The organism is Leptospiraceae bacterium, from assembly GCA_024233835.1.
Taxonomy (GTDB): Bacteria; Spirochaetota; Leptospiria; order Leptospirales; family Leptospiraceae; genus JACKPC01.
In genome coordinates this window covers 399,636-425,209 of the sequence record JACKPC010000001.1, presented here as the reverse complement: position 1 = coordinate 425,209, position 25,574 = coordinate 399,636, and the positions used below count along the sequence as shown (strand labels likewise).

Sequence of the window (25,574 nt, the reverse complement as noted above, 5' to 3'; positions counted from 1 at the left end):
AAAAATGAAAGATAAAATCCAGAGAATACTTATTGATGAATCTCAAATTCCTGTTTCTATGCAGGTTAATACCCGTTATCGTTCCTTTTCCGAGCAGAAAACCGGTATTTTTAACCTTGTCGAGAGATGCAGGCTGGAATATCCCCATGCAAAGATTTATTATAAGCATCAAAACCCCTTATTCACAGCTCTTTTTTTAAAACGAAACCCGGATGGCTTTGCCCATGCAGAAGAAAACGTCGACCTGATTTTTAAACCGGAAACAGAAACTCCCTGGAACCTTTTAACCGAAATTCCGGGTCGTATAGATACGGATATTTCCCTGCACAAAGAACTAAAAAAATGGAGAAGCAAGTTTAAAGTAAAACTGGAAGAGTTTTCTGTCATAGGCAAGAAGAAGCAATTATATATTCATCCTTCAGCTAATATTTACCCCGGTGTTGTATTTGATGTAAGCTCCGGTCCTATTGTAATAGACCGTCATGTAAGAATCACTCCCTTTTCCTTTTTAGAAGGCCCTCTGTACATTGGAGAAAATTCCATGATCGATAATGCAAGAATTACCGGGGGCTGTATTATCGGACATACCTGTAGAATTGGTGGAGAAGTTGAAAACTCTATGATTGGAAACTTTTCTAATAAACACCATGAGGGTTTTTTGGGGCATTCTTTCCTCGGTTCCTGGGTGAACATAGGTGCTCTGGCCACCACCTCCGATTTGAAAAATAATTATGGTTTTATCAGGATAAAAATCGGAGAAGAACAGATCAATACAGAAACCATCAAGTTTGGTTCTATTATCGGTGATTTTTCTAAAATAGGAATCGGAACCATGTTAAACACAGGTTCTGTGGTAGACATAGCCTGTAATCTTGTAGGCCCGGGTTTTTCCGGTTATATGCCTCCTTTTAGCTGGTTACAAAAAGACAATCGTTATCGCCTGGATTACTTTTTAGAAAATACAAAAAAGGTAATGGCCAGAAGAGATTTCACTTTAAGCGAAGAAGCCGAAATACTTTTAAAGAATTTATACGAGTCCTGAGAGATGACAGAAGAATTAAACCAATTTTTCCGGGAAGGTAAGTTTGTTAATGTGGATGGTACCAACATCTTTACCATCGACAAGGGCAAAGGGGAAATTGTTCTTCTGCTTCATGGTTTTTTTTCTACTTCTTATTCTTTTCGTAAAATTATCCCGATACTCTCTCAAAATTTTCGTGTCATAGCCCCTGATCTTCCCGGTATAGGTTTTTCTGAGGAAACCGGAGAAGTTTATTCCCATCGGATGCTGGCAAAGTTCTTATATAAATTTCTTTCAAAAATTACAGAAGGGCCGGTTCATATAGTCGCTCATGACTATGGTGGCCCGATTTCGTTTTTACTGATCAACGAACACCCGGAAAAGGTGAAAACGATAACCGTTCTCTCTTCCTTTTTGAACCTGAAAAAGTTAAGTTTTTATTTTCCTTTAAATATACTCAGTGTTCGTTTTTTAGGAAACCTGTTTTCTTTCTTTCTATCCTCTTCTTTTTTAAAGACCATCTATAATACTAAACTTGTATCCAAAGATTGTAAAATTGGAGAAGAACTGGCTTCGGACTATGCCCATCTTCTTCTGGAAGGGAATAAGAAAAATAACTTCTTAAAAATGTGTCAGTGTGTAGATAGAACCCTGTATGCACAGAGAGACATGGAATCGGGCTTACAAAAAATGATAGGAGGCAGGCAGGTTATCTGGGGAAAAGAGAAACCCTCGTTTAGCGTTGCCCAGGCTGAATATATCAAGGAAAAACTACGCCTCGGTTTTACAAATTATATAGAAGGAAAACACCTTTTGATGGAAGAACACCCCGATGAACTGGCCAAACGGATAACCGTTCTGGTAGATAAATTCTCCAGGAAAGCATAATATGGATATAATTCATTCGAAGATAGACACGGATTCTCAATCCTACCAGGAAAACTATACGGAACTTTCTAAAAAAGTCCAGGAAATCCGGGAATTTTATGAAAAAATCAAGGAAGGTGGTGGGCAGGAAAATGTCCGACTGCATAAGAGTCGGAACAAGCTTACCGCAAGAGAAAGAATTCGTCACCTGATTGACCCGGGAACCGCTTTTCTGGAACTCTCTCCTTTTGCTGCGGAAGGAGTCTATGGAGACGAAGTTCCGGCTGCTGGGATTATCACCGGTATAGGTCTGGTTCATGGAATCGATTGCATGATTGTGGCCAATGATGCCACGGTAAAAGGCGGAACCTATTACCCACTTACCGTAAAAAAACACCTGCGTGCCCAGGAAGTAGCCCTACAACACCACCTGCTCTGTATTTATCTTGTGGATTCCGGCGGAGCTTTTCTTCCCCTTCAGGATGAAGTCTTCCCGGATAAGGAACATTTCGGACGAATTTTTTATAACCAGGCGGTCATGTCAGCGGAAGGAATTCCCCAGATTGCCGTTGTTATGGGAAGCTGCACGGCAGGTGGAGCCTATATCCCCGCCATGTCAGATGAGTCTGTCATTGTAAAAGGCAATGGTACTATCTTCCTGGGGGGGCCTCCCCTTGTAAAAGCGGCTACCGGAGAAGTGGTTACAGCTGAAGAGCTGGGAGGGGCCGACGTGCATTGCAGGACTTCAGGTGTAACCGATCATTATGCGGAAGATGATCCGGATGCCCTGAAAATCACGAGAAATATTGTAAAAACCCTGAATATAAAAATTTCAAAAAAAGAAATGGTATTTGAAGAGCCCCTGTATCCTGCCGAGGAAATTTACGGACTCATTAATAAAGACATCCGCAAGCCCTACGATGTAAGAGAAGTCATTGCAAGGCTGGTAGATGGTTCACGTTTCCAGGAATTTAAAAAACTCTATGCCACTACTATCATAACGGGCTTTGCCCGCATCTACGGGCAGGAACTGGGGATTATCGCCAATAACGGGGTTCTTTTTTCGGAAAGTGCTCTGAAGGCCACTCATTTTATAGAACTCTGTTGCCACAGGAAAATCCCGCTTTTATTCCTTCAGAATATTACAGGTTTTATGGTCGGAAAAAAATACGAGAATACCGGGATTGCAAAAGATGGAGCCAAAATGGTTCATGCGGTTTCCACAGCCAATGTACCCAAATATACAGTGATTATCGGTGGCTCGTACGGTGCCGGAAACTACGGGATGTGCGGAAGAAGTTTTAACCCCCGTTTTCTCTGGATGTGGCCGAACGCCAGGATTTCTGTTATGGGGGGAGAGCAGGCAGCCAATGTGTTATTAACTGTAAAACAGGACAGGCTTGCCAAGAAAGGAGAAAGCATGACGGAAGAAGAAGCTTTCCAGTTCAAAAAACCCATCCTGGAGGATTATGAAAGAAGATCTTCTTCGGTTTATAGTTCTGCCCGTCTCTGGGATGATGGAATTATCGATCCCGCCGACACAAGAAAGGTTCTGGGAATTGCCCTCAGCTTAAATCGTTACTCCAAAATAAAAGAACCCAAAACCGGAATATTCAGGATGTAAAATGAAGATTTTAATAATTTTATTCTTTAGCTTATTAATTGGATTTTCCTGCCAAACAACCGGAGGGAAAGAAGAAACCGAAAAGAAAAAAGAGTTTCTTGTGAAATCTGCTGTGGCTCCGGAGCTTGAAATAAAAGAAAAAATCTTGTTCTGCTACCGAAAGCTTTCCTCCTCCGGAGAACTTTCAGGAATGGAGGGTTTTCTATGCCCGGATTACCTCCTCACCGACCCGGCTCCCTTTCCCGGCGGTGGTTTATCGGGTAGAACTATCTTTAGCCTTGCCTTAAAGATACTGGGAAAGGAAAAGCATTCTGCTATCGAAATTCGCTCTTACAGTAAGGGAGACAACGCCTACGAACCGAAGCTTCCGGTTTCAAAGCTTAGCGTAGATAACTCGGATAGTGAATTTTACAATGAATATATAGTTGAAAGCGAAGAAGCGATAAAAGCTGTATTTGTTGATATTCGATTGAAATAAAAGTATTTTCTTGCTTCATTTCCTTCAATAAACCGAATAGAAGTCGGAACAAAAGACCGGCTTATGTCGTAAAAATTCGATAATAGGTTTGACGATTTCTTCCGAGTAAACTAGAGATAAGATGCACATGAAAACAATTAGAAAGACCTTCTTGCCCTTTGCCCTTCCCAGTATTTCTGAAGATGCTATTGAGGAAGTGAGTAAAGTCCTGCGCTCCGGCTGGGTAACCTCAGGCCCCAAAGTTCAGGAATTTGAATCTCTTTTTGCTGAGTATACTTCAGCACCGGAAGCCATAGCCCTGAATTCAGCTACAGCCGGACTTCATCTCTGCCTGGAAGCCATCGGACTTACCGAAAAAGATGCGGTTTTTGTCCCGGCAGTTACCTTCACCGCAACAGCTGAGGTAGCCTGCTATTTTAAGGCCAGGCCGGTTTTAACCGATGTAGATCCTGTTCATAACCTCATGAGTCCTAAGACTCTCGAAGAAGCAATTGAACGAGAATGTGTGCAAAAAGAAGGAAGGCTTTACCATAGAGAAACGGGAAAACTTTTAAAAGCTGTTCTTCCCGTACATCTGGCCGGCTACACCTGTGATATGGAAGGAATCATGGAAATTGCGAGAAGATACCAACTTTTCGTAATTGAGGACGCTGCCCATGCTTTTCCGGCGATTCACAAAGGGAAAATGATAGGTACCTGGGGAGATTTTACGGTCTTTAGTTTTTATGCTACCAAAGGAATTACTACCGGGGAAGGGGGAATGGTGACAAGCCCTCATGCAGATTATGCAAGAAGAATTCGTCTGATGCGCCTGCACGGGATGAACCGGGATAGCTACAATCGTCCGGGCTGGTACTACGAAATTGTAGAGGCAGGCTTTAAATACAATTTGACCGATATTGCAGCGGCTATCGGCATTACCCAACTTAAAGAATCCGATAGATTCTGGACAAGACGAACCGAAATCGCTCATACCTATATAGAGGCTTTTTCTAATATACCGGGACTCAAACTCCCTTCTGACGATGAAAATGGGGTTCATTCCTGGCATTTATTTCGAATTGAATTAGACCCGGAAGTTTCGGGTGTTTCAAGAGATGAACTTTGTGAAGAATTAAGAAAACGTAATATTGGATGCAGTCTGCATTTTATCCCCCTGTATGAACATCCCTATTATCGAAGAGAATTCGGGTTTAATCGAAATGACTATCCGAATGCCGGTGCCATGTATGAAAAAGCTCTTTCTTTGCCTCTTTTTGCCGGGATGAACGGAGAAGATGTGGAAGATGTTATTTCAGCCGTTCGAGAAATTTTACTCGCTTAAATATTCGAATGCAAAAGTTAAAGGTCTTATCCGGGAGTTTGAAAGGCAGGGTTTTAAGTACACCTCCGGCTATTAAAGGAAATCAAAACTTTACTCCTTCCCTTATCAAGGAAGCTGTTTTCTCGATTCTGGATTCCCTGGAAATGGAGGGCAAGTTGAATAAGCAAACTTCTGTATTTGTGGACCTTTTTGCCGCATCAGGACAAATGGGGCTTGAAGCCTTCAGTCGGGGTTTTTCCCGTTCTGTACTTTTTGAACTTTCTTCCGAAAGGTTTCGGGTTTTAAAGAAAAATATGCAGGACATTGCTCCTGATTTAGAAGTGTATCACAGGGATGCTTTCCGTTTTTACAAAGAGATAAACTGTGAAAATGTGGAGACACTGGTTTATTTCTTAGATTTACCTTATTCTTTTTGGAATGGTTCTTCTAAAGAGAAGATTTATAAACTTACCGAGAACATTTTAAACTCTTCCCTGCCGGGAAAAAAGATGCTTATCTTGCAAGCCGGGGAAAACCCGAATTGGGAAAACTTTGAAGTGAAACGCTACAGGAATAATTACCTTTTAATTAAAACAGATGCTACATTTACTTAGAACCTATCGTAAAGAATTATTTTCGCAAGTATACCTGCCCTTTTTATTTTCCTTATTCTTTTTTGTTTCATCGATTGCCCTGAACGCATCCTTTCGTTTAATGGGGGTTGACTTAAGCGAGGAACTCGGTTCTATTTTAAATAAGGACTATGCGGGATATTTCATCCTTACCTCAGCCAAAGTTTTCCTGATTTATTTTTTAATTCTCCATTTTTTATTATTTCCTTTTAAACTTCGATTCCAAAAAACAAATAAATCCACTTTTTTTCTTTCCTTTTTTTATCTGAGCATACTGCTCGGTTTGGGTTTTTTGGGTTCGGTCTGTATGTATCCGCAGCTCTACGGAGACTTCTTTTACTTACAGCATCCCTACCTGCTTTCTTTTTTATATTTTATAACGAACTATTTTTCTCCACATTTGTATTATTCCCTTTTCGTATTCGTATACGGAAGTAGTTTTTTGTTTTTGTTTTACTCGGCTTTCAAGAAAGGAGAAGAGCAAATTTTATCTTATGTTGTGTATCTCAGTCTGTTTCTTCTGCTCTATATTTATTCTTCTCTCATCCCATTAGTTGTATTATTTTTATTATTCCCCTTATATAAGATGTTTCAATTATCCAACAAAAAACAAGTAGCCGTATTATTTTTGATTTTCATTTCCTTTCTTTCATTTTATTATTATGATAACCGTAGTACAGAAACTAAAATAACAGCTTTAAATAAAGCTCCTCTGATATGGATAGTCGCGGACAGTTTGCGCGCAGATAGAATTTCTTTTTTGTATAAAGGAAAAAGTATTACCCCGAACCTGGATCGTTTCAAAAAAGAAAGCCTGAGTTTTGAAGACCACCACGTAACTATTGCCAGAACTTTTCCGAGCTGGGCGGATATGCTGAGCGGTGAATATTCTATGAGTCATAAAATTCGACACATGTTTCCTTCTAAAGAAGAGAAAAATAATTTAGGCTCCGGTTTTTTCCCGACTCTTCCGCAGATATTAAAAGAACATGGTTTTCATACAGCTGTATTTTCTAACTTTGCCGGAGACATTTTTCCGAGGGCTAACTTTGGTTTTGATAAAACAGAAGCTCCAAATTTTTCTGCTCTTGTTATACTTGTACAGAAGGTTTTAGAACCCCAGGTTTTTCTTATGCCTTTTTTAACCGGAGAGTTTTTGGGCGGAGGAAAGTTTTTTAAGGAAGTGGATGGGCTTCCCGGCCTCGGGGACGGAAGACGAATTCTTCCTGAGATTCGAAAGTATATTCGAAAGAACAAAAATTCTCCTTTTTTCCTGACGACTTTTTTTTCCGTTACCCACTTTCCCTATTCCCCGCCTTACCCGTATTATAAACAATTCGGAGACCCAAATTATCGGGGTCAGTATAAGTTTTTTAAGTTTGTAGATCCTTCAAAGTCCACTAAACCCTCAAAAAAAGATATGGAACAAATCCGAAATGTTTTTAATGCAGCTGTTCATACTTTTGACCAGGAATTTGGTGAACTTATCCGCTACTTAAAAGAAGAAGGTATTTATGATTCTTCCTTTATTCTTGTAACAGGTGATCACGGGGAAGCTCTGTATGAAGGAGTTCATGGGCAGGGACATGGAGAACATCTTCGCGGAGAAAACATCAGCCGTGTTCCTTTATTTATAAAATACCCCTCTTCCTATACAGGTTTAAAAAAAGGACAAATAGAAGAAATGAGTTCTTCTATCGATCTACTTCCTACTATCTTAGATTATTATAAAATACCTACTCATAAGAATTTTCCGGGTCTTTCTTTAAATAGACTACCAAATCAAAAAAGTAAGTTTACCGATAGAAAAGTGTATACCGAAACCGGAATCTGGTTTTCCGATAAGGGGGAACATTTTTTTCAAAAAGAAAGAATCATGTATCCGAATATACTAAAACTTCATACTATCATTCCCTCTGAAGGTTTTCAAATTATGATTACCAAACCCGAATATAAAGATAAAATTGCCTTTGCCAAACACAGGGGCTTAATCGGAAAACAATACAAATTGATTTATATACCAACTTCTGATGGAGTCCATTTTGAGCTATTTGACAGACTAAAAGATCCCCTAAACACCCAGAATTTATGGAATAGCCTGCCGGTAGTGGGAAAAGCGTATAAAGATGAGTTATTTGAACTGTGTAAAAAGGCTGAAAATGCAGAAATTATTAATGATTATATCTTTATCCCGCCTATTACAAAATAAAACCTCTTCGGCTAAAATAATAAAAAATAATTGATTGGAATGAATTGCAAAAATAGGTTATAAAAACGATAAAAAAGGAGTCTATATAGTTTCGGAATATGCTTTAGAAACTATAAAAATTAGAGGTATGAAATTGCAAAAAAGAAATATTCTGGCGAAAATTTTAATATCCTTTCTGGTTCTTTTTCTGGCTTATAATTGTGCCGAACCTCAGAAAGTAGAAACAAAAAAAGAACCAACCGTTGACGACGCAAATGAAGTTTTAAAAAGACTGACCTTCTTTGGGGGTCCAAATGGTTATGATCCTCATGTCACTTCTTTCAAAGATGAAGATTTCAATCAATGGGCTATTTCCAGCCTTACCACCCTTGTTCAATATGTAGATCAATTCGGACCGGGTAATTATATTCTCGAAATAAAAGGTCATGCAGACAGTGCTGTTGGAAAAAAACCCAATCAATGGTTATCCGAGCAAAGAGCAAAATATTTCTATGATAAGCTTGTAAAAGCTAAAATCCCTCAGGACAGAATGAAATATGTAGGTGTTTCTGCCAATGAACCCATGATTCCTTCCGAGCCGGATGCCAGAAAAAACCGTAGAATTTCCTTCCGTTTAATCAAGAAGTAAGCTTACTCCAACGGATACAGGCATAAAATCTGTATCCCTTATTTCTGCTTGAAGATAAGGCATATTTCAAAAAAACTGTTTTTTTAATATGCCTCAGAGAAAAGACCTCTCATCCGTACTCATCATTGGTTCCGGCCCTATAGTAATAGGCCAGGCAAGTGAATTTGACTATTCAGGAACACAGGCCACAAAAGCCCTAAAAGAAAAGGGCATCCGGGTAATCCTTGTAAATTCTAACCCTGCAACCATCATGACAGACCCGATTCTGGCAGATGCAACCTATATCGAACCCTTAACCGTTCCGGTTTTAACCAAAATCCTGGAAAAAGAAAGGCCCGATGCAATCCTGCCCACAGTAGGAGGGCAAACTGCATTAAATCTCGCCATGAACCTTCATAAAGAAGGTATTCTGGATCGCTTTAATGTAAAGCTGATAGGGGCTCAAACAGATGCGATTCGAAGAGCAGAAGATAGGGACCTTTTTAAAAAAACCATGCTATCTATAGGGGTACGGGTTCCCCGTTCCGGCCTCGCTTCCAATATGGAAGAAGCCAGGCAGATTGTAGAGGAAATCGGGATTCCTGTGATTATTCGTCCGGCTTTCACACTTGCCGGTACGGGCGGCGGTCATTGTCATTCAAGGGATACTTTTGATGAAGTAGCCATGAGAGGACTCAGTAGCTCTCCTATCAACCAGATCCTCATTGAAGAATCCGTTCTGGGTTGGAAAGAATACGAACTTGAGGTCATGCGGGATAATGCTGATAACGTAGTAATTATTTGTTCTATTGAAAATATTGACCCGATGGGGGTTCATACAGGTGATTCTATAACCGTAGCTCCCCAGCAGACCCTTTCCGACAAGCAATACCAGGAAATGAGGGATATGGCTTTGAAAATTATTCGGGCTATCGGGGTCGAAACGGGTGGTTCCAATATTCAATTTGCCGTAAATCCGCAAAATGGAGAAATCATTGTAATTGAGATGAATCCGAGGGTTTCCCGTTCTTCTGCTCTTGCTTCCAAGGCAACCGGCTTTCCAATAGCCAAAATTGCGGCTCTTCTTGCGATTGGTTATACCCTGGATGAAGTAAAAAATGATATTACAAGGGTAACTCCTGCCAGTTTTGAACCTTCTATTGATTATGTAGTAACCAAAATTCCCCGTTTTTCGTTTGAGAAATTCCAGGATTCAGATGATACCCTCGGAGTTCAGATGAAGGCAGTAGGGGAAGCAATGGCCATAGGTCGAACCTTCAAAGAAAGTTTTCAGAAAGCTCTGCGTTCCCTGGAAAATGATCGTCATGGTTTTGGTGCTGATGGTTATTTAAAGGAACTGATAGAATTTAGAGGAAAAACAGCGGAAGAAAAAAAAGCAATTTTAGAAAGTCGTCTGAAAAAACCTACGGATAAGCGTATTTTTTATATTAAGCTGGCTTTTGAAAATGGCCTGAGTATCGAAGAAGTTTGTAAGCTGAGCCTGATGGATTTCTGGTTTGTGCGCCAGATGTATGAAATTCATGAGTTAGGAGAGCGTTACATCAAGGAAGGAAACTCCATCCTGAAAAAAATGAAACAGGCAGGTTTTTCTAACCGTCAGTTGGCTTTTTTAAGAAACCGTAAACAGATTCTGGAAATTATTCAATCTGATGAATCTTTAAGTAAAATTAAGTCCAGAATAAATTCCATTTTAAATAAGGCTGAAAAAGAACTGGATGAAGAAGTTTCAAAAGCAGAAGGAGTCAACCGGGTTTATAAACGGATTGATACCTGTGCGGGAGAATTTGAGGCCTATACACCTTATTTATATTCCAGCTATGAAGAGGAAGATGAAGCCGGGGTTACAGACAAAAAGTCGGTAATGATTTTGGGAGGGGGCCCGAACCGAATCGGACAGGGAATTGAGTTTGACTACTGTTGCTGCCATGCCTCTTTTGCACTACAGGAAGCCGGAATCGAATCTATTATGGTGAATTCAAACCCCGAAACAGTGTCTACTGACTATGATACCTCAGATAGACTTTACTTCGAACCTCTTTCCTTAGAAGATGTAATCGCTATTCATAATCGGGAAAAACCTTATGGGGTGATTGTTCAATTTGGAGGTCAAACCCCATTAAAACTCGCTATGGACCTGGAAAAACGGGGAGTAAATATTTTAGGAACTTCTCCGGATTCTATTGACCGGGCCGAAGACAGGAAGCGTTTTATAGAAGTTCTGGATAAGCTAAAACTCAAACAACCAGCCAACGGCATGGCGGTTACCCGTGAAGAAGCGAGGGAAATTGCGAGACGGATTTCCTTCCCGGTTCTGGTAAGACCGAGTTATGTACTCGGCGGTCGGGCTATGGCAATTATTACCGATGAAAAAGAACTGGATAAATACGTAGATGATGCAGAAGAGATTTCAGAAGAAAGACCTATCCTGATAGATTCCTTTCTGGAAGATGCAATAGAAGTCGATGTAGATGCCCTTTCCGATGGAAAAGATGTTTTCATCGCCGGGATTATGGAGCACATCGAAGAAGCCGGGATCCACTCCGGTGACTCGGCCTGTGTTCTTCCTCCCCAGAGTATTTCCAAAAAAGTTCTAGCTGAAATCAAGGAAGCCACGAGAAATCTGGCCCTTGAACTGGAAGTGAAAGGGCTGATTAACATCCAGTTTGCTATCAAGAAAGAAGAACTCTATATTTTAGAAGTAAACCCCAGGGCTTCGAGAACCGTTCCTTTTGTTTCCAAGTCCATTGGTATTCCGGTAGTAAAATATGCGACAAGAATCATGCTCGGAGAGAGTCTGAAAAGCCTTATCCCGGTTCCTGAATTGATTCCTGCTCTTGTAAACGTAAAAGAAGCAGTCTTACCCTTTAATAAGTTTCCGGGTGTGGATACCATTCTCGGCCCGGAAATGCGTTCTACAGGTGAGGTGATGGGAATCGCTGAAACTGCCGGAGAAGCTTACTTGAAAGCCCAGATTATGGCCGGAGATGAACCACCACAGAGAGGAATGATTTTCGTGAGTATTAACGATAAAACGAAACCCGAGCTTCTTCCTTATATCTCTAAGCTTTCTTCTATGGGCTATCATATTATGGCAACCAAAGGAACCCATGAATTTTTATCCGAAAATGGGGTTCTCTCTTCCGCTATCAACAAGAACTATGAACGTTCTTTTCCGAATGTTTTACACTTCATCGAAGCAAAGAAAATAGACCTGATTATCAATACACCGATGAACCGGGTACAGAGAGATGATGCCTACATCATTCGTCAATCTGCCATTAAATATAAAATACCCTGTTTGACAACAGCCCAGGCGGCTAAGGCTTTGATTAACGGACTCGGTGAAATGTTAAATAAGGGCTTTTCGATTCGGAGTTTACAGGAAATTCACAAAGAAATCGGCAATTAATAGGAGTCCGGTTTCTTTGAAGAAGGCTCTCTTTCTCAGGCATATGGCAATTGGAGACCTGGTCTTTATTTTGCCTTTTGTGCAGGAGTTTTTAAAAGCAGAGCCTTCTTATTCGCCTGAGCTTTTAACAGACATAGACCTTTTTAAACCCGGTCTATTTCATAAAATTCATCTGTTTCGAAATTTAAACTCCAGCCTTCCTGAATTTGAATACGAGAAACTTTTTTTATTTCATTACGAGGATCATCCGAATCTTCATATACAGGATGCTTATTCTCTTTCGACAGGAATCCGGGTACAAAAACAACTGCTTCCCTTTTCCTTCAGCTCCTTTTCAAAACTACAGGCCAAACGTTATCTTTTTAAATTTGGCCATAACGGAAAAAAAATCATTTCAGTTCAGCTTGAATCTGCCTCAGAACTAAGAAACTATCCGCTTAAAAAATATTATGAATTCCTGAATATTCTAAAAAAGAAACATCCGGAATTTAGCATTCTTGTATTTTCTTCCAATCCGCATACCTTAGATCCGGAGTATGTTAATTTCTGCGGTCGTATTCCGGATTTAAATGTGCTTTCCTATATACTTTCCCTTTCTTCCTTTTTTATAGGTCCCGATTCCGGTTTATTACATATTGCCCGGGCTTTTTCAGTTCCCTCGATTGCCTTATTTGGACCCACTCTGCCGGAACTCAGACTCTGCGGAACTTCTAATATACGGCTCCCCTTACATCCCTCTATTGATTGTTTTGGTTGTTACCACGAACAATCGAAGGGTAAAGAAGAAATGCATCTCTGTCAAAAAGGTAGAAGAGCCTGTCTTTTAGATCTTGAACCGGAATTAATATATAAAGAGTTTATAAAATTATTAGAAGGTAAAGAAGATCTTAATTTACTCGAAAGAATGCAGCGTTATGAGATATATAAAGAAAAATATTTGTCTGATAAAGATCCGGAAGAAGAAAGGGTTCGCTTGCACGAATTATACTTGAAGCGTATTGAAATATTCTTTCAAAACAAGTATATTCAATCTAAAAGAAATCGAATAAGAGAAGAACTTTTAAATCTCAAAAGGATAATTTTTCTATGAAGATAGGACTGGATGCTTTTGTTTTACAGTATGAATTGAGCGGGATCGGAAATTATACCCTGCAAATGATTTTAAATCTCCAAAAGTATTTTCCTGAACACGAATATGGTCTATACATAGAAAAAGATACTCTCTCTGAGACTTTATATGCCGATTTAATTACCAAGAAATTTACTTTTGAAAATTTAGAAATAACCAAATTTAGTTCGTTTTTTTTTCTCAATAAATTCTACAAGTATACAAGGGACAGGCTTCTACCCATTCCTTTCGTAAAAGAACATTTGCAGTTTGCCCTGCGCTATCCTTCTCTATATTCAATACACGAAAGTAAAAAAGATTCTCCAGATGTTTTTCATGCTGTAGACTGGCTTTTTATTCCGAATAAAAAAGCCAAAAAAAATGTAATTACTATATTTGATTTAACTGCCCGACTATTTCCAAACCTGCACGATGAACTCTCTATTTTAAAAGAAAAAGAAAAACAAAAAGAATTAAAATATTTTGATACATTTATTTGTATTTCGGAATCTACACGTAATGATCTCATCCATTATTATTCGATACCGAAAGACAGAACCCTCGTATCTTATCCCTGTGTCCATCCGATATATGAAACAGAAAGCTATCTGCCTGAAATCGAAATAAGAAAAAAATATGCAATTCCTGAAGATTCACCCTATTTTCTTTCTGTTTCCACTATTGAACCCAGAAAAAATTTGAAACGGGTTTTGGAAGCTTTTGCTCTTTTTACAGAAAAACATGCAAAAGAAAAAACTTATCTTGTGCTTGTCGGTGCCTGGGCCTGGAAAAATGAAATATTTAAGAAGTTCCTGGAATCCTATTCCTACAGGGATAGACTCATTTTTACCGGTTATGCCTCTCTTTCTGACTTACCTTCTCTTTACCATTACGCCACCTGCTTTTTGTATTTATCTCTGTACGAGGGTTTCGGTCTTCCGGTATTAGAAGCTATGCACTCTAAGACTCCCGTAATTGCTTCTAATATTTCTTCTATACCGGAAATTCTTTCAGGTGCAGGAATATTAGTTTCACCGGCAAATACGGAGGAAGTTTTCACGGCTATGGAAACGATTTTCCATAAAGAAGAATATAGAAAACAGCTAATACAACTGGGAAAAGAAAAAGCAAAAACTTTCAATTCCAAGAAGTCGAGTGAAGAAATCATAAGGGCTTATTGCGAATGAAAGAACTTCTTATAGTTTTATTAAATTGGAATTCGAATGATAAAACTCTTCATTGTATACAATCCTTGCTTCAGAGCTCTTATTCTGAATTTGATATAATTGTAGTAGATAATGCGTCAAAAGATGGATCCCGAGAGCAAATTGAATTAGTATATCCAGATATTCAAATAATTAAGAATACCTATAATGCAGGATTCTGTCATGCAAACAACCAGGCCCTCCAATATGGATTAATAAGAGAATATAAGTATTTCCTTTTATTAAATAATGATTTACTTGTAGATAAAGACTTATTGCATAATCTTATCTTACAGGCAAAACAAAAAGCAAAAGCGGGGATTATAGGGGGCAAAATTCATTTTTTAGAGAATAGGAATATTCTGAATTCCACAGGGATAGAAATGAATTTTTATGGCTATGCCTGGGATAGAGATTTTGGTATTCCCGTTGAAAAATTATCTCGCAAAGAGGGCCCCTGTCTGGCTGTATCCGGTGCCTGTATGCTGATTAAAAGAGAAACTCTGGAAACAATAGGTTTTTTAGATGAAACCTTCTTTGCCTATTTTGAGGATCTGGAGTATTGCTGTCGTTTACAAAAAAAAACGGACTTTGAAGTCTGGTATATCGATTCAGCAATAGCGTATCACGAGTTTTCTGCTTCCACAAAAAAACTTCCTTTTCTTAAATACCGCTTACTCAATCGAAATTATTGGATAAATATGAGTAAAACATTTCCCATGCGTTTACTTTGTAAATATACCATTCCTATTATCTACACACGTCTTCGTTATGAAGCCTATCACAGGCTAAAAACAGGCTCATGGTTATACTTCTGTACTGAAATATTCTACTTACTAATGTTTCCATATTATTTTTTTCGATACTCCCTGAAAGAATCTTTTCAAAAAAATTCCTATTCTTATATTCGATATCTATACAGAGAAAGAACCTTTCACCGACACAAAGAGGTACAAAGTGAAACTTGCTAACTTAAATCCAGAAGAACTAATTAAAGGAATACGTAAAGAAGTTGAAAGACGAAAACTACAAAATCGAAGCCATATCTGGTTTCAGATGAGCAAAGAAAACTGGGAAAATCCCGGTATAGAAATAAAACAGGAATATGACATTTCAGAACTACTCTCTTTTGAAGACTATGAATTTATCTCCAACCTTTATCGTTCTATTTTACAAAGAGATGCTACTGAAGAAGAAATCCTTCCCCTTCTGGAAAAATTACGAAGCGGTAAAACACATAAAGTTCTTCTTATATACAAATTTACTCGGAGTGAAGAAGGAAGAAATAAGGGAGTTATCATCAGGCGTTTAAAGTTTTTTTTCCTGAGCCATATTGTATTTTTTATCCCTTATCTTCGTTTTCCTTTTCTTTTTATCATTTCCCTGTATCAGCTTCCCGGCTTAGTTCGTCGATTAGAACGAATTGAGTTTGAAGCCAGAAAAAGAGACAGCCTGCTGAGAGATTTTATTAATGAAGAGTTAAAAAAAACAGAAAATTTTTTGCACCAGGTTTATACACTTTGTTCTGAAAAAGAAAAGAAAAATTAATCCCAGCGATAAATCCTAAGTCCCAGAAGAAACGTGAATAAGCCATATAAAAATAGAAGAACTGTTGGAATGATAATTACAACAAGTCCGGCTCCTTCTACAAATACCATCCTCAAGGCATCCGTGAAAACAGTAAGAGGCAGGTATTGTATGACAGGGATTATCCAATCAGGGAAATTATGATAGCTAAAAAAGATACCCGAAAGAATCATCATGGGAAAACCTACCGCATTTATCAGGCCATTGGCAATCTGTGTATTGGCTGTACGGGAAGAAATCAAGACCCCGAAACCGGCAAAACAAAAATTCCCGGCCAAAAAAAGTAAGAAAAAACTTCCCCAGGATAGAGGCATTTGAACTTTAAAATAGAAACCGGCAAAAAGTAATAGAACCACATTTTCTGCAAAGGTAATAGTGAGTCGATTCAAAAAGTGAGAAAGCAAAAAGTCTGATTTACGAACAGGGCTGGCTATAATTCTTCTTAGAAGTTTTTTCATTCGAAACTCAATAAGGTTCCAACCTATTCCCCAGAGGCAGGAATTCATGATTCCCATAGTAATAAGCCCCGGAATAAAAAAATCGATATACCTTTCTCCCTTTGAAGTTAAAGGGATGATATTTGCTTCACCGGATCGATTCTGTAGTTTTAAATAGGCAAGATAACTTTCTGAGTTTCCGGGATCAAAGTAATAACGATACGTATTAGTTGGTTCAGATTTTACATAGAGTAAAATCTTTCCTCTTTTCAATGAAAGTTTAGCTTCTTCTTCTGTCATAGATAGAATTTCAAAGTTTTTATTCTTCTGTAAAATTTTTAATTCACCGAGTTTGTCTTCAGTTCCTATATAGGCAATTTTTCCTAACAAATTTTTTTTGGTATCAAAAGCCGTTCCGAGAATAAAGGCCATCATGATAGGAAAACCAAAAGCCCAGAAGAGAATACCGGGTTCTCGAAAAAAGACTTTAAGCTGGGAAATGTAGAGTTGTAAAAGAGGCCTATTCATCCAGATTTCTCCCGGTCATGGCAAGAAAAAGATCATCCAAATTCATCTTCCTGCATTCAAGATTTTTAATTTTAATGCCGGATAGTTCCAGCTCTTTTAGTAAAAAAGGTAATGTTTGCATAATTTCTTTAACATGAAGGGTGTAACTATTTTTACGTGAATCAATCTGTAAAGATTCGAATCCGGGTAAGGAATAAAGTTTTTCTTCGGGAAGAAAGGATTGTGGAATAAAACGAATCAATTCATGCATTCCATGATTTTCTAATAACTCTTGCATACTTCCCCTGGCCAGGAATTTTCCCTTATCCATAATTAAAATCCTATCGCAGAGAAATTCGGCTTCTTCCAGATAGTGTGTAGTCAAAATAAGTGTGGTTCCTGCTTTTTTCTGTTCCAGTATCAAGTTCCAAATATCTCTTCTGGCAGAAGGATCCAGACCTGTAGTAGGTTCATCTAAAAGAAGAATCTTCGGAGAATGTATCAGGGCTATGCAGAGAGCTAACTTCTGTTTTTGTCCCCCGGAGAGCTTTGATGTATAGGTATCTTTCTTAGTTTGAAGGCCGGTGAGTTCCAGTAAAGGCTCTGCTTCGGAAATAGCAAGACCGTAGAAACTACAAAAAAGTTTGAGTGTTTCGTAAACACTCAGGCGGTCAATAAACCTGGTTTCCTGTAAAGAAAAGCCGATGAGCTTGCGAAGCTCTTTTTCATCCTTTCCCCAATTTTTATTGAAAATAATAATTTCACCGGAATCCGGCTTTTGTATTCCTTCAATCATTTCTACGAGGGTGGTTTTCCCGGCTCCATTCGGACCCAGTAGACCAATGTACTCTCCCTCGTAAATAGTTTCTGTCAGGTTATCGTTGGCTTTAAGATTTTTAAAAGAACGACAGACCTGTTTGAGTTCAATAGCTTTTTGGAGCATTATCGACGGGTATTTTGTCCACCGTGTACGTATTCTCCGGCCCGAATATCATGATTTCTGGTTTTACTATAACTGAACTTACCTGAGTAATTCCGAAACTCTTTGAAATAAGAAACCGGGTAAAGCATACCATTTGCAAAATCTTTTAATTTACCTTCCGGTAATCCGGGTTCGTCAATCACAAGTAAGATTTCCTCTCCCTCAAGGGAAATGCCTAAAACCTTATTATTGCCGTTGTAATTTTTGATTTTTTTTTCCATGAGTTCTCGCATAATCTTCTCCTGAGGTATAAAGGCTTGTTTAAAGGGATTCTACGTCAAACACTTTTCCATATTTTCCCGATGGCTTTGTAAAAGCAGACTCCGATTAAAAAAGAATAATAATATGGTCTATTCCAGTTTAAAGCTGGAACTATAAGAACCCCAATCTGAACTTTTTACACCGTTTCTTTCCTTACCGGAGTAACTATTTTGTCCGGGTAAAAGTGTAACTTTTAGACTGCCGCCTTTTTCTCTATCCAGCAAACCGGTATGAAGCCCGGCCTTGCAGATAGCAGAGTCAGTAGTATAAATATCCGTTCCCCATAAAAGCCCCCCTCCACAGTTTTGAGGGCAACTGGCTATAAAAGATTGTGAATCCAGAAGTTTCAGCGTTTTGGGAGAGTCCGTGCAGGAAACTGTAATCTCTTTTTGACACTTGAGTATAACTATCAGACTAAAAGTAATTAAGATGAAATGAATATACTTCATTATACCTCCGAAACATAGTATATTAGTTGAAAAACTAATGAAAAAGAAGATTTAAAAAAACAAAATACAAGAAAGGTATTATATACTATTAATGGATCATGCCCGATATAACATTGGTTAAAGAAAGCAGGGCACCCCCCAGTATAGCATAACCGAAACCGGGAACTTCGAGATAGTCCGGCATAAGCTTTTGAACCAGGAGTAGTACGAGAGCATTTATAAAAATCCCGGCGATTCCGAGTGTAAGGTAATAAAAGATAACTCCCAATCCGAGGCTTAGAATTGCTAATCCGTACCGAATCATTGCATTTAATACAAAGAAAACAAGGGCAACCACCAGGGAATTCTGAAACTCCCCTTTAATTTTCATATCTTTATGTAAGGCAGGAAAAACAAACATAATCACCAGGGCCAACAAGACAATATTAATAACAAATCCAATCACATACGACTCCTCAGGAAAAGTTTAAAAAAATGAGAAGATTTGTATAGAAATTTATTTTTACATCTTCTCATAAAATTAGTACTTGTGAAATTTTTTCGTCTCATAAATAGTACTGTAAGGGTTTTATTCTTACTCTACGAGAAAAAGTGTATGTCAGAAGGAAAGTTACTATTTTTTAAAGAAAATGAAAATTCATATGTAATGTTTATTCCTCCTGATATGGATGCTACTAAAACTTTTCGTAAAGAACTTAAATTTTCGCTCGAACAGAACCGTTTTTCGGATGATGACATCTCCAGTATAGTTTTAGCCTCCGATGAAGCCCTTACAAACTCTATTTCTGCCAACCTCGCCCAGGCCAGTAAGGAAATTATTATTTGTAGATGGAGGATTCAGGGACCAAAATTTGTATTATTCATTATGGATTATGGAAAAGGCTTTGTACCAACAGAAGCTGATAAGAAATCCTACAGGAAAATACATGACTTTTTGAAAGATATTCAATGCCATCAGGATGGTAAACCGGGGAAACTGCCTTTTAAGGGAATTCATAAAATCCATAGAAATATGGGTCAGGGAATTCGGATTATGCGAAAACTGATGGACACTGTAAAGGTCTTATATCACGCTAATGGAGAAATTACAGAAACCCTACCGGAAAAAAATGTCTACGGTTCTATTCTGGAGATTGCATTTACTGCGAATAAATTAAAACAATAATGGCTTTTATACATTCTATCGCTTCCTCAGTTCCTGCTCAGATCCTGAAACAGGAAGAGATTAAAAATTTTTCTTCGAGAGTTTTTGACCCGGGGAACCGCCTTTATCCCGGACTTATCAAGGTTTTCGACACAGCTCAAATTGAGAATAGACCTGTTTTAGAGAATTTGAACTGGTATGAAACAGGCCACAGTTTCAAAGAGAAAAATGAGCTTTTTTTAAGCCATGCCCTTTCCCTGGCACAACTTGCCGGAGAAAAGGCCCTACAAGAAGCAAGCCTGAAACCTGAAGAAATCGAAATACTGCTGGTAGTGACAAGCTCCGGTTTTGTAACTCCGAGCCTTGATGCAAGACTCATGGATCTTTTAGGTTTGAAAGAAGATTGTATTCGCCTGCCCATTACCGGTCTGGGCTGCGCGGGAGGAGCTTATGGCCTTTCCCGTGCGAGAGATTTTGCAAAAGCTTATCCCGGTAAAAAGATTCTTTTGATAGCTGTAGAAACCTGTACTCTTACTTTTCGACCGGGGGATAAACGAAAAGCTAATTATATTGCTCTTTCGCTTTTTTCCGATGGAGCAGCCGCAACTATAATTTCTTCAGAACCGAAAATCAATAGTATCGAACTCCAATCTTCCTATTCATATAAATGGAGAGATTCTTTAAATGTTATGGGTTGGGATGTTGAAGACGATGGGCTTCAGGTAATCTTTGACAAAAGCATCCCTTTCTTGATAATGGAAAACTATGGAGAGATTATGGATGCTTTTTTTAATAGGGAAAAGCTTTCCTTTTCCGATATACAACATTTCTTATTTCATCCCGGTGGTGCAAAAGTAATAGATGCGTTTTCGTCGGTTTTAAAAATAGAAAGAGAAAGATTTTATTACACGATAGAAATCCTGAGAAAATATGGGAATATGTCATCTCCAACTTTGCTTTTTGTTATCGAGGAATTTCTAAAAGATGGAAAGTTTTCTAAAGGGGAAGAGGGACTCATGACGGCAATGGGGCCCGGTTTTAGCTGTGAAGCACTGCTTTTTAAAACGAGTTAAATTTGATATTACATATTAATACATCTAAAACCTGGAGAGGTGGCGAACAACAACTCTTCTATCTGGCAGAAGGTCTGGAGAAATGGAAGATACCCCAGATTGTGGCCGGTAAAGTCGGTTCTGAACTGGAAAAAAGGGCACAGGGTGTTTTTCCTTTCTTTCCTCTTTCTATACGCGGAGAATACGACATTTTTGCTGCAAAGAAATTGGCGAGACTGGTAGAAGAAATGAGAGTTCGAGTTATACATACCCACACCGCTGCTGCACATTCCCTCGGTTTATTAGTGAAACGGCGTTGCCCTTCGGTAAAGCTTGTAGTTTCACGAAGGGTAGACTTTCATATCAAGCAAAACTATTTAAGTAAACGCAAATATTATAGCGAAAAGAATGATTTGTTTCTTTGTGTATCAGATAAGGTAAAAGAAATTTTATATGAAGATGGCATCCCGGCAGAGAAATTACTTACGGTAAGAAGTGGTGTTGACTTAAATCGTTTTGTATCTCTGCCTGATAGTAAATATCTGAGAGAAGAATTCAGGATAAAGGATAATACAGTTCTCATTGGTAATGTAGCAGCACTTGTAGACCATAAAGACCAGGCAACGCTTCTAAGGGCAGTGGCTAAAATCAAAACCGAAGTCCCCTTTCTCTTTTTTATAGTCGGTGCCGGTGAATTAGAAAAAGCTTTAAAACAGACTGCGAAAGAACTCGGAATTGAAGACAGGGTTCTGTTTACCGGATACAGAGAAGATGTATTAGCTTTTTTTGCTTTATTTGATGTATTTACTCTGACTTCCAAGGAAGAAGGACTCGGAACTTCTGTCTTAGATGCAATGGCTTCCCACTTACCCGTGATTGCTACTCGCGGAGGTGGGATTTCAGAAATGCTTATCCACGATAAAGGTGGCTTCTTATCTAATGTGGGAGATGACGAGACCCTTGCAGAGCAATACAGGGCTTTAATTGAAAATCAGGAACTCAGAGAAAGATTTGGAAAATTCAATCGCAACTTCGTTAAGGAGTTTTCGGTTGAAGAGACAATTAAAAAAACTAAAAATATCTATGATATCTTATTGAACCATGAATAAATTAATAGTGATTGATGGACACGCTTTCGCATTTCGTGCCTACTATGCTTTTCAAACAGCGGGATTACGAAATTCTCTTACCGGTGAGCCAAGTGGAGCTGTATTTGGCTTCTTTAGAATGTTATTTAAAGTTTTGAATGATTTCGAGTTTACACACCTTGCACTCACTTTTGATCCGGGAACTCCTCTCGAAAGAAATAAAATTTACAGCGAATACAAAGCAAATCGAAAGCCTATGCCGGAAGACTTAAAACCACAGATTGCAAAAATACTGAGTATGTCTAAAAATTTAGGCTTCCCGGTTCTAAGTATTCCCGGTCACGAAGCAGATGATATTATCGGAACTATAGCTAAAAACTTTTCTGATTCGAAAACAAAAGTTTATATTTTTTCCGGTGATAAGGATATGTATCAACTTTTAGAAAATGAGAATATTCTTATGCTTCGAGGAAAAAAAGGAGTAACCGAGTTTGATCTGATTGATAAAGATCGAGTCAAGGAGCTCATTGGCGTTCCCTACAACCAGGTTACAAATTATATGGGGATAGTGGGAGATAGTTCTGACAATATCCCGGGGGTAAAAGGACTCGGAGAAAAAGGGGCGGTCTCGCTATTTTCTGAGTTTAAAGACCTCGAAGATATTTATGCCAATCTGGATAAAATAAAAAGTAAAGCAACAAAAGAGAAACTGATTACGTATAAAGACAATGCCTTTATGTCGAGAGAACTCGCAACAATCCGTACCGATCTGGATTTAGAATTAAAACTGGAGGATTTAAAACTCAGCGATTATCTCTCCGAAAGAAATGTCCTCTATTTTAAGCAGGAAGGATTCAATGCCCTGCATCGGGACCTGGCAAAGCAGGCGGGTGTCAAAGCTTCCCCGGAAGCTCCAAGTGCTTTAGATATTCAAAATATAGAAACTTCCAAAGCGAACTATACCCGAATTAAAACCCTGAAAGATCTGGAAACCCTGGTTCAAAAACTTTCTAAATCAAAAAAACTTTGCGTAGATACAGAAACAACTTCGGTAGATGCCATGCAGGCAGATTTACTCGGAATTGCCTTGTCTGATGCAGAAGGTAGAGCCTGGTATCTTGCTTTCGAATACGGAGAAACAAATCTTTTTACAGAAAAGTTATTACCCTTAAAAGAAAGCATAAAACTGATAAAGCCTCTATTAGAAGATGAAAAGATACCCAAAATCGGTCAGAATATTAAATATGATATTATGGTTTTAAGAAATCACGGAATAGAGCTTCAAAACATTGCATTTGATACAATGCTGGCTTCTTATAGCATTCAACCGGAAGGCAGGAGGCATAATATGGATGACCTTGCTCTTTCGCACTTAAATTATAAAACTATAAGCTATTCTGATTTGACCGGTACCGGAAAAAATAAGAGAAACCTTTATGAGATTGACCCGGAAGAAGTAAGCCGATATTCCTGTGAAGATGCAGACATTACATATCGCTTATACAAGGTATTAGAGCCACAGCTTAAAGAACATTCGGTTACTAAAATCTTTTCTGAGATCGAGATGCCTCTAATTCCTGTACTGGTTGACATGGAGTCGAAGGGAGTAAAAATTGATGCAGAATATTTTAAAAAACTCTCCGGAAACTTTCAAAAAGAAATTATAAAACTCGAAAAAGAAATCCAACAACTTGCCGGTAAAGAGTTCAATATTGCGTCGACCAGAGAACTGCAACAGGTTCTTTTTGAGGACTTAAACCTTCCGAAACAAAAAAAAACCTCCACCGGTTATTCTACCGATCATAGTGTAATGGAAGCTCTTCTCGGAATGCACCCGATTGTTGAGCATATTTTAAACTATCGTAAATATACAAAATTAAAGTCTACTTATGTAGATTCTCTTCCTGAGTTAATAAACCCTAAGACAGGAAGAATACATACCAGTTTTAACCAGACAATTGCTGCAACCGGTAGATTATCTTCCACAGATCCCAACCTGCAAAACATTCCAATTAAGGATAAAGAAGGCAAGATGATTCGTTCGGGCTTTATTCCGGAAGAAGGAAATTATCTTTTAAGCCTTGATTATTCCCAAATTGAACTTCGTATTATGGCTCATTTTGCAGAAGATAAAAATATGATAGAAGCCTATGAGAAAGGTCTTGATATTCACAGTCGAACTGCTTCGGCACTTTTTTCTGTCCCGGAGGACAAAGTCGATTCAGACATGAGAAGTAAAGCAAAAGCGGTAAACTTTTCCGTGATATACGGAGTGACTCCTTTTGGCCTGAGTAGAAACATAGGTATTTCGACAAAAGAGGCTAAAGAATTTATTGATAAGTATTTTTCAGCCTACCCCGGAGTCAAAGCCTATATGGATAAAGTCTGTAAAGAGGCAGAAACCAGGGGCTATGTTGAAACCTTATCGGGGAGAAGGCGCTACGTACCTGATCTTCGTTCCAGTAATAAGCAGATACAGGAAGCGGCCAAGCGTGTAGCTATTAATAGCCCGATCCAGGGTACTTCAGCAGATATGATAAAACTTGCCATGATAGCCATACATAAAGAAATGAAGCAGAAAAAATATAAATCTAATCTAATATTACAAGTTCATGATGAACTTGTATTTGAAGCAAATGAAAAAGAGAAAGAAAAAATCTATGCTCTTGCGAAAAAAACGATGGAGAATATTTTCTCATTAAAAGTTCCGATTCTTGTAGAAGGAAAATCCGGCAGAAATTGGGATGAAGCACACTGAGGTATTTATGCAACTGGTTAATAAAATTTTACGTCTTTACAGGGATAATAACCTGCACGCAGGAGATGTATTACCCAAAGATAAGCTGAGTGGCCTGATACAGGCTTTGCCTCTTGAAGAAAAAGCACAGCTACGAGATAGTTGGCATGTTCTTATTGGAAATGGAATTTTACAGGATGGAGACCCGAGAGGACCAATTTTAACTGTGAAAGGAGAGCAGCTTGTTTATAATGAAGAATAAGTTTATTCTAATATTCTGGATCTTTATTATGTCTTTTTGCTCGAATCCTATAGAAAAAAAGATGCAGGAGTTGAAGAAATGTGAAATTACACTACAGGATATTCGCGTAGTGAATTACAAAATTCTTTTAATTCCGCCGGTTCCAAAGATCAAATTCAAAGCCGATGTAGAAGTTTATAATACAAACGAAATTCCGGTTACTATCGAAAGGTTTCAATTCCAGATTTTAAAAAAAAGCAAGAAGAAGGATGAAATTATGCTGGCAAATGTAGTTTCTGCTGAAGAAACCCTGATTCCTGCTCTGGAAAGAAAGCTAATTACTCTGGATCTGGAAACAGCCCTGGAGGAAAATAAAAAGTCCGATATTGTTTTTTTTATCAAGGAGTTTTTAAAATCCTGGCTTGTTGATAGAGAAATTGAGCTTATCTTCGATGGCTCTGTAGAGTTTAATACCATCCTCGGCAAAATGAACATTCCGATTCGTGAAACAAAAGTTATTTCGGTAAGAACAAAAAAAGAATAAAAAGCGAACGTTCGCTCGTTTTTTTATTGACAGTTTTCTATTATAAGATAGAATAAGTCCT

At 38.4% G+C, this 25,574-nt stretch carries 24 protein-coding genes; 19 read left to right on the top strand and 5 right to left on the bottom strand.

What is annotated here, in order from left to right; translation table 11 throughout:
- Nucleotides 1-4 precede the first annotated feature (4 nt).
- From H7A25_02020 to H7A25_01960, 13 genes are all read left to right on the top strand, one after another.
- On the top strand, nucleotides 5-1,042 hold the full coding sequence (locus H7A25_02020) for a glucose-1-phosphate thymidylyltransferase (protein MCP5498653.1): 1,038 nt from the start codon (nucleotides 5-7) through the stop codon (nucleotides 1,040-1,042).
- 3 nt (nucleotides 1,043-1,045) lie between these two features.
- Complete coding sequence (locus H7A25_02015) at nucleotides 1,046-1,909, top strand: alpha/beta hydrolase (GenBank protein ID MCP5498652.1); 864 nt, start codon at nucleotides 1,046-1,048, stop codon at nucleotides 1,907-1,909.
- A 1-nt stretch (nucleotide 1,910) separates the two neighbouring features.
- Complete coding sequence (locus H7A25_02010; protein ID MCP5498651.1) at nucleotides 1,911-3,512, top strand: methylcrotonoyl-CoA carboxylase; 1,602 nt, start codon at nucleotides 1,911-1,913, stop codon at nucleotides 3,510-3,512.
- Nucleotide 3,513: 1 nt separating this feature from the next.
- Nucleotides 3,514-3,990: a hypothetical protein gene (locus H7A25_02005; GenBank protein ID MCP5498650.1), complete on the top strand. Its 477-nt coding sequence runs from the start codon at nucleotides 3,514-3,516 to the stop codon at nucleotides 3,988-3,990.
- A 127-nt stretch (nucleotides 3,991-4,117) separates the two neighbouring features.
- Nucleotides 4,118-5,314 (top strand): DegT/DnrJ/EryC1/StrS aminotransferase family protein, encoded by a 1,197-nt coding sequence (locus H7A25_02000; protein ID MCP5498649.1) that lies wholly within the window; start codon nucleotides 4,118-4,120, stop codon nucleotides 5,312-5,314.
- A gap of 8 nt (nucleotides 5,315-5,322) precedes the next feature.
- A complete protein-coding gene (locus H7A25_01995) occupies nucleotides 5,323-5,907 on the top strand; it encodes an RsmD family RNA methyltransferase (protein MCP5498648.1) in 585 nt (194 codons plus the stop codon).
- Nucleotides 5,891-8,134 carry a sulfatase gene (locus tag H7A25_01990; GenBank protein MCP5498647.1) on the top strand — a complete coding sequence of 748 codons (2,244 nt, stop codon included), beginning with the start codon at nucleotides 5,891-5,893 and terminating at the stop codon, nucleotides 8,132-8,134. Before H7A25_01995 ends, H7A25_01990 begins: the two co-directional genes overlap by 17 nt.
- A 127-nt stretch (nucleotides 8,135-8,261) precedes the next feature.
- Nucleotides 8,262-8,762: an OmpA family protein gene (locus H7A25_01985; protein MCP5498646.1), complete on the top strand. Its 501-nt coding sequence runs from the start codon at nucleotides 8,262-8,264 to the stop codon at nucleotides 8,760-8,762.
- A gap of 88 nt (nucleotides 8,763-8,850) precedes the next feature.
- Complete coding sequence (gene carB, locus H7A25_01980; protein MCP5498645.1) at nucleotides 8,851-12,171, top strand: carbamoyl-phosphate synthase large subunit; 3,321 nt, start codon at nucleotides 8,851-8,853, stop codon at nucleotides 12,169-12,171.
- Nucleotides 12,172-12,187: 16 nt separating this feature from the next.
- Nucleotides 12,188-13,261, top strand: a complete 1,074-nt coding sequence (locus H7A25_01975) for a hypothetical protein (GenBank protein MCP5498644.1) — start codon at nucleotides 12,188-12,190, stop codon at nucleotides 13,259-13,261.
- A complete protein-coding gene (locus H7A25_01970) occupies nucleotides 13,258-14,466 on the top strand; it encodes a glycosyltransferase family 4 protein (GenBank protein MCP5498643.1) in 1,209 nt (402 codons plus the stop codon). Before H7A25_01975 ends, H7A25_01970 begins: the two co-directional genes overlap by 4 nt.
- Nucleotides 14,463-15,455, top strand: coding sequence for a glycosyltransferase family 2 protein (locus H7A25_01965; protein ID MCP5498642.1), 993 nt, complete (start codon nucleotides 14,463-14,465; stop codon nucleotides 15,453-15,455). The genes H7A25_01970 and H7A25_01965 overlap by 4 nt, the downstream gene beginning before the upstream one ends.
- Nucleotides 15,442-16,032 carry a hypothetical protein gene (locus H7A25_01960; protein ID MCP5498641.1) on the top strand — a complete coding sequence of 197 codons (591 nt, stop codon included), beginning with the start codon at nucleotides 15,442-15,444 and terminating at the stop codon, nucleotides 16,030-16,032. Before H7A25_01965 ends, H7A25_01960 begins: the two co-directional genes overlap by 14 nt.
- Here H7A25_01960 and H7A25_01955 read toward each other — a convergent pair.
- The 5 genes from H7A25_01955 to H7A25_01935 form a co-directional block, all read right to left on the bottom strand.
- On the bottom strand, nucleotides 16,029-17,036 hold the full coding sequence (locus H7A25_01955; protein MCP5498640.1) for an ABC transporter permease: 1,008 nt from the start codon (nucleotides 17,034-17,036) through the stop codon (nucleotides 16,029-16,031). The genes H7A25_01960 and H7A25_01955 overlap by 4 nt on opposite strands.
- On the bottom strand, nucleotides 17,029-17,958 hold the full coding sequence (locus H7A25_01950) for an ABC transporter ATP-binding protein (protein ID MCP5498639.1): 930 nt from the start codon (nucleotides 17,956-17,958) through the stop codon (nucleotides 17,029-17,031). Before H7A25_01950 ends, H7A25_01955 begins: the two co-directional genes overlap by 8 nt.
- A complete protein-coding gene (locus H7A25_01945) occupies nucleotides 17,958-18,230 on the bottom strand; it encodes a hypothetical protein (GenBank protein MCP5498638.1) in 273 nt (90 codons plus the stop codon). The genes H7A25_01950 and H7A25_01945 overlap by 1 nt, the downstream gene beginning before the upstream one ends.
- A gap of 117 nt (nucleotides 18,231-18,347) precedes the next feature.
- Nucleotides 18,348-18,707 carry a hypothetical protein gene (locus H7A25_01940; GenBank protein MCP5498637.1) on the bottom strand — a complete coding sequence of 120 codons (360 nt, stop codon included), beginning with the start codon at nucleotides 18,705-18,707 and terminating at the stop codon, nucleotides 18,348-18,350.
- Between the two features lie 88 nt (nucleotides 18,708-18,795).
- On the bottom strand, nucleotides 18,796-19,152 hold the full coding sequence (locus H7A25_01935) for a phage holin family protein (protein MCP5498636.1): 357 nt from the start codon (nucleotides 19,150-19,152) through the stop codon (nucleotides 18,796-18,798).
- Between the two features lie 150 nt (nucleotides 19,153-19,302).
- On the opposite strand from H7A25_01935, the gene H7A25_01930 reads away from it, so the two are divergent.
- The 6 genes from H7A25_01930 to H7A25_01905 are packed head-to-tail and all read left to right on the top strand — an operon-like array spanning nucleotide 19,303 to nucleotide 25,513.
- Entirely contained in the window at nucleotides 19,303-19,872 is a 570-nt protein-coding gene (locus H7A25_01930; GenBank protein ID MCP5498635.1) for an ATP-binding protein, read from the top strand.
- Nucleotides 19,872-20,924 (top strand): type III polyketide synthase, encoded by a 1,053-nt coding sequence (locus tag H7A25_01925; GenBank protein MCP5498634.1) that lies wholly within the window; start codon nucleotides 19,872-19,874, stop codon nucleotides 20,922-20,924. Before H7A25_01930 ends, H7A25_01925 begins: the two co-directional genes overlap by 1 nt.
- A gap of 2 nt (nucleotides 20,925-20,926) precedes the next feature.
- Nucleotides 20,927-22,012, top strand: a complete 1,086-nt coding sequence (locus H7A25_01920; protein MCP5498633.1) for a glycosyltransferase — start codon at nucleotides 20,927-20,929, stop codon at nucleotides 22,010-22,012.
- Complete coding sequence (gene polA / locus H7A25_01915; GenBank protein ID MCP5498632.1) at nucleotides 22,005-24,749, top strand: DNA polymerase I; 2,745 nt, start codon at nucleotides 22,005-22,007, stop codon at nucleotides 24,747-24,749. Before H7A25_01920 ends, polA begins: the two co-directional genes overlap by 8 nt.
- Nucleotides 24,750-24,756: 7 nt before the next feature.
- Complete coding sequence (locus H7A25_01910) at nucleotides 24,757-24,990, top strand: hypothetical protein (GenBank protein ID MCP5498631.1); 234 nt, start codon at nucleotides 24,757-24,759, stop codon at nucleotides 24,988-24,990.
- Complete coding sequence (locus H7A25_01905) at nucleotides 24,980-25,513, top strand: LEA type 2 family protein (GenBank protein ID MCP5498630.1); 534 nt, start codon at nucleotides 24,980-24,982, stop codon at nucleotides 25,511-25,513. The genes H7A25_01910 and H7A25_01905 overlap by 11 nt, the downstream gene beginning before the upstream one ends.
- The last annotated feature ends 61 nt before the right edge of the window (nucleotides 25,514-25,574 follow it).